Annotated in this window: 3 protein-coding genes; all 3 read right to left on the bottom strand. The window is 43.1% G+C overall.

Annotated elements, in window-relative coordinates:
- A partial coding sequence (locus H6S82_RS14290; RefSeq protein WP_191056340.1) for a prepilin-type N-terminal cleavage/methylation domain-containing protein occupies positions 1 to 998 on the bottom strand: 998 nt, incomplete at its 3' end.
- Positions 999 to 1,052: 54 nt separating this feature from the next.
- Complete coding sequence (locus tag H6S82_RS14285) at positions 1,053 to 1,775, bottom strand: prepilin-type N-terminal cleavage/methylation domain-containing protein (RefSeq protein WP_190471101.1); 723 nt, start codon at positions 1,773 to 1,775, stop codon at positions 1,053 to 1,055.
- Positions 1,776 to 1,873: 98 nt separating this feature from the next.
- A partial coding sequence (gene hpsA / locus H6S82_RS14280; RefSeq protein WP_191056339.1) for a hormogonium polysaccharide biosynthesis protein HpsA occupies positions 1,874 to 6,225 on the bottom strand: 4,352 nt, incomplete at its 5' end.

The following is a 6,225-nucleotide window of genomic DNA, read 5'->3' as shown; positions in this document are numbered from 1 at the left end:
GGATTACCTCTGAGGAATAAAACGATGTCTTGATTAGAAACATCCCCGCTCAGATTACTAGCACTTCTCACACAAGCCATAAAGCTGGGGTTAGTGAATCCATTGGGGTTATTTTGTGGAGGAATAGCTTTATATATGGGGGTTCCGTCAGAGTTAGTTTCTGTTGGGCATTGAGAAGGAGCAACTGTTAAATTGTCTCGTGGGTCTGCACCAGGAGAAGTGCGATCGGGATAATCAAGAAAATCGACTAATACCGCTGTTGAGCTTGTATTTATATTCCCGCTAGATATTTTGACTCCGCTACTATCAAACGGCCAAGAAGCGAAGCTAACGCTATTTTCTGTAGGGTCTGTATATCCGTCCGATTTTGTCAAATTACTATCTGGTTTGTTTTGTGGGTACTTATACAATTGGTATCGCATAATTCGCGAAATACCTTTCCATCTATTACTATTATCGGGGTTATCATCGCTGTTTCTTACTTGAAGGTAAACTACCAAACTATAAGCACGTCGCCGAATTTTTAGTTGGTCGCACTCTTGTCTTTTAGGATTAACAGGATCGGCATTTGCAGACCCAAAATTATCGCAATTTAAGCTATTAAGAGAAGTGTCATTAATCTGCTCTGGTTTCCAAAAAACTAAAATTGGTTCGTATTTAGTATTAAACGGTAGATTAGCTCTTAAGGAAGTTATACCAACACCCCCAATAGTCCTTGCATTATTAATCTGTTCGTTCGTGTAGACATAAGCTGCCTCTCTCAGATCGTTTACTATAAAATCCATCGCCATTTGCATTTCTCTCTGAGTTTCCGATCTACCATATTCTCGACGCTCTGACTGCAATAGATCGGTGATCATATCTATCAACGCTAGAATGACAAAAGTGGATATCACGATCGCTACCAAAAGTTCCAATATGGTAAATCCCGCTTTTTTCCCTTTTTTAGCTTTAAATAGTGTTCGTTTTAGCAGAGACTTAATTATTTTTGTAGACATTGTTTTTGCTCGCTATTCAATCAATTCAAGATTGCCAAATAAAAAAGAAAATGCTTACTGATTTTCCAAAAATGTCTTGTAACTGCTTTGAGAGTCAGGGGTATCGCTTTTTACAACGCTTGTGTATATGATTGCTAAAGGTAGCTTTTTCTGAGCCCCAAGTGCTGTGCTAAGTTTCAAACTAGCAGCTTTCTCAGGCGGATCTTGCAGATCGCCAAAGTTCATTGTATCGAAATAAGCATATACTCTTACACCCATATTAAAAGCAACAGTTCTGCCTGATTGTTGAATTCCCTCACTGCGATAACTTTGCATTAAAAAGTCTGGTTTCCCATCGTTGTTGATATCAATTCTTAAAGCTGTTGTGGCATTTATTGAGTCAGGACTGTCGTTAAATGCTGAGGGTTTTGACTGGCGACGAAAATCACGATCGGAAATACCTGCTTTGGGCGGTAAACAAGCGGTTTTGCTAGTTCCTGCTGGGCAAGTCTCATAATCATAATAGCTGCCCTGTTCTACTATGCGTCTGACTCTATCTATCTCTGCTTGAGCTAATTGTAAGGCTTGTTCGGCTCTTCGGTTTTGCACGCGAGTACCTACTGCTAGAAAGATTGGCGGTGTAAACGATGAAATAACCACAGCAACCACAGTAATTGCTACCAAGCATTCCAGCAAGGTTACTCCTTGCGATGATTTTCTTGGCTGGAGGAGTTTGATTATTTCTAATTGCAGCCTGCCACTTTTTCTTGGTTGAATTGAGTGTGTTCTTCCTAACATTGTTTTAGCCTCCGTTATGACAATATTTGTGATATTTAAGGGAGAATGGGTATTTTTTGATTGCCTCTTATCCCATTCTCCTTCATCTACCTGTACTATTACGGGCATTCTGTGCGAGATGCTAGATCTATATCAGGTAGTCTGTTGTTTAACGCACGGCGTAACTTACAAATGTAGGGGTCGCTTACTTCTAGATCTCGGTAGAACTCGCTGCGGGGGCTAGCAGATTGGATGAAGCGTTGTGCTAGAGGGCCTGCCGGTGCATATTGCAATCCTACATCATAACCCCAGCGGCGGTTGGGTCGGTTGTAGTAGAAGTTCCATTCTTCACTTCTTGGTTCGTTAGCGCCATCTGCACCATCTGGTTCCCAATCGTCTTGGTCGTATGGCCCTGTAGCATAGGTACTGAAGCTTAACTGAACAAAGGAACCAGAAATATTCAGGTCTCTGTCGAACCAATCTTCGATCATACGGGGGAAGTTGTGCAAACCACCATAACTCTGTTTGTTTTGAGAAGGAAGAATACCGCTGACTATGGTGGCGTTGACCTGGGTGTTGCTGGCTTTGTCGAGGACATTGGAAGTACCGTAAGCATAGCCGAATTGGCGATAGCTAGCTTTGTATTCCTGGGGCGTAGTACAAGGCTGACCAGTAATAGGCGCAGGGGCACTATTAGGACAAAAGAATGGGTAGCCGTTTCTCGATAATTTGATAGGAAGACTGGTATTACTTACCGTCCCATCTTCCCGAATCCAACCGCGTTCTGGATTAACGTTGTCACCATTAGGGCCGTTGAAACCTCGGTAAGAATTTTTCTTAGAGGTATCATTTTTGATGCCGTCCTCTACGCTTCCTGCATCGAAATTATCTGAAAGAATCGCGATCGCATCAGCTGCGATTTCAGCGGGTCGCCAAGTATCCTTATTCGGGCGGGCAAAACGATCGTCTAATTGCTGTCTATTGTAGAACTGATTCCAATTGGGATCGTTTTTGAGCAGAATATCCTTGAACTCTTCTAAGTCATTGGAATTTCCGTCAGTGCTGTGGAAATTGAAATTGCCTTGAATATAAACCGGGTTATCGGAAACAAACGCGATTCCATATCCTTGGTCGCCCGTATCTCGCTTCAAAACTTGCCCGTTTCGCAAACGGAAACCATAAGGGCGACGGTCTGGGTCTGCGTAAAAATCTACTGGTTTGGGTGATATTTTCAGGGAAGTTAAGGCTGGATCTTTTGGATCGTTGGGGTTTGTAGCGTTTGTTCTGGGGTGACCGGTATCGTTGGGATTTGTGTAAGCGCCATTGGAAGGTCTGGAAATGGCATCTTCTCGCACGGCATCTTCTCGGAAAGCATAAACAACACCGTGATTTGCTGGTAACCAGGTATCGCCGTTAAATGTAACGCTTTTGAGTTGCTTTAAATCTATGTCTAAAACTCGCACGTTCATCATTTCTCTGCCATCGAAGAGGGCGTTATCGATGATAGAAACCCATCTTTGATTACCATTAGGATCGATTACGGCGAAATCATCTTTGCTCGGTACAGTACTTGGTACGATGCTGTTAGTTGTCGGTAAACACCAACCAGTGTCGCCGCAGCCTGTAGCGAAGTTGATACCTTTTGGCCGCAGTGCCATTAAATTTATTTCTGCTGGGCTGAAGCCTACATACCCTGCTGGAGGATTGGGAATAGATCTGTCTGTAGTTTTTTTGATGTACTCTTCAGAACTATTAACAGAAGTATTAACTGTTTGCCGATCGCTATGAGTGGCTACTGGGAAAATGTAGAAGAGGGAAGGATATTTAGGCTGAGTGGGGCAGAGGCTTACGGCTAGACGGATAAATTTCTTTTCCTTTTCTACATCCGTTCCCCAGGAATTAGGATTTCCCATACCAAACCAGTTATTTCCAGACCCATCACCGGAATCGCTAAGGTCACAACCTACATAGACAAATTTTTTCTGAGTAGCTGTGTCTGTAGTAACGTCATTTCCGTATTCGACACCAGCATATTTAAATTTGGGTGTCGTACTACCAGTAGGAGGGTTAACAGCGTGCAACTTCACTTCATAACGGAACTCTGCTCCTGATGGTGCTGTTGGTGAGGTTGCAGAAGGCGACGGAGCAAAACCTAAAAGACGATCGCGAGCTATTTGCTCTTTTTGATAAACGAACTGAGCGATTTTTTTCTGAGTTGTGTCGGTAACTTTATCGATATAAGCATCAGGTGTTGAACCTGGAGAAGTGCTGGCATTATCAAGAGTTTTCAGCGCAGTATTCAGATTCTCTAAATCTGCTGCGTTGTAGGTGTAACCCTGAAAATAGCTGATGTTGTTTGCCAACATTCCCAAAGTTCCAGCAGCTGTGTGGATGTAAGATTTATCTGCAATGCTGAGATTGTCGTAACCTACACTGTCTAAATTAGAAAGGGCGCGATTTAGGTTCGAGAAATTACCCCACATCGTCAAGTAAGGATGAGGGTAAACGCGATCCTGCTTGGTAGGTGGGAAAGCTCCATCTTTTTCCCCAGCAAAATATGCCAGGTTCCTTAAAGCTTTTCCTAAAGGCTGTCCGGCAGAAAGCTGACCTTTAAAGGTATTTTCATCCTCACCACCACCTGCTACTACTTCGTATTCCCATCCATCGGTTCCTCTGCCGTTGAAGAAATCGCTGTACAAAATTGCCGACGTACCGTCAGGATAGCTGTAGACACTCGAATTGAGATTGAACTTCTTACTGTTGCCAATAGTTCCAGTAGTGTTACTTCCCGTTCCCGGATGAGCGGTAGTTGCTACAAACGCAATGGGAAAGTACCCACTATTTCCTGATTTGTAGTGGTAAACTGCTGTTGCTTGAACCGCTGCTAAATTATCTCTAAGTGTGCGTCTTTGCTGCTCTTCATGTTTGATTGGGTTTTGATTGGGTGGATACAGTGGATCGGCTTCATTAGGCTCGTTACGGTTTCCATTTGCATTTAAGTCTGAATTAACCCAACCATAGGTATTACCCAATTGCAGCCTTTCTCCCACAATTATCCGCAATCCTTCTGCCCTAGCTCTGCGTTCCCAATAACCATCTAAACCCAGTTCTTTGAATTCTTGGTCTTGTGGGGGAACGACATCCTTGATCAGCTTTGTTTCGGAACTCGGTATTGCCAGACCGTTCTCAGTAATATCCGTTTTATCGTATCTCGGTTTAGGGCCATAGCGATTGTCAGCTCGATAAGTATCGTCTACGTATGGTGTCGCTTCTGTTTTGTTATAAATTCTTTTTCTGGTTTGGAAATAGCCTATAGTACCTGGCCCTGCGTTTGAGTCCCAACCAGCATCTCTAGCTAGTTTATTATCTGGAGGGGTTCCAGTCCGCGCTTTGGAAATATCTTGAGTAAAAAGAGCTACAGGATCGAGGGATATATCGACAGGTTTTTTGTCATCCTTTACCGAATCTTTCCCACTATCCATTTCCACACCATTAGTACTATTAGGTGAGTTATCTGAGTTAACGACGTGAAAAATAGCTTTACTATCGTATGAGTTGGTAGATAATCTACCTACACCTATTTGTCCTAAATAAGCATTTGGTTGCCTGGGTGGGTCAGCGTTCAATGTCGCGATAGTTATTTCGGAAGCATCCTTGGTATAAAAACAAGACTTTTGAGCGCTAATTAAGAAGCTCCGGAATTTACTAGAGCCATCGTTGCTCCCGACAAATATATTACCGGCGCTGTACATCGCTCCGTTCCAGTTGAAGGCGCTACCTGGAAATACCTCCAAGTCATAGCGGAACCAAGCACCCCATTTGTTACCTTTGTCTAGCTGCCTATCTTGCTGAAATTCCAGAGTGGTAACTGTTCTTTTTAAACCCGGTTTATTGGAAATAACAATAGCATCGACCTGGAAAGTTTTGCGGAGAACTGCACTGCCAGCAGGATACCAATGATTTGGATTAATTGAAGTTGGGCTTGTCGAACTGGAGGTTCCCGAACCAGAACCCGTCAGTAAATTGCTGCATACTGGATCGCTAATATTAATCGTATTCAACGGGCCATTACGTACAACCAAAGCAGATGCTTTGTTGGCATCCGAACTGCTTTCTAATGTGATATTGCCGCTCTGATTTCTTGTATTAAGTAAAATAGAGTAAACAACTATTTCCTTAATTCCATCACCATCTACATCAGTTTGGTAAGCCCAAGCTGGGTCTACCTGACCGTCTCCATCAAGGTCTAACCGACCGTTCACCCCCCGAATATCATCTTCATCGGGAAATAGGTATGGATCGGGGTTTGCTGTTGAGATGAGTTGATAATTAGGGTTTAAGCCGTTAGTTAATAAGCTCATCAGAAATTCATTTGATGGCGGGCCACTAGGCAAGCGCGTATCTTTTAAGAACAAATACTCTAGTTTTGCTTTTGCCCGTTCGATGGCAGGAGTGGCAGCATTATAAATCA

It is taken from the genome of Planktothrix sp. FACHB-1355, assembly GCF_014748295.1.
GTDB classification, from domain to species: Bacteria; Cyanobacteriota; Cyanobacteriia; order Cyanobacteriales; family Aerosakkonemataceae; genus Aerosakkonema; species Aerosakkonema funiforme_A.
Note: the sequence above shows the minus strand (reverse complement) of the source record. Positions and strands in the feature narration are given on the sequence as shown.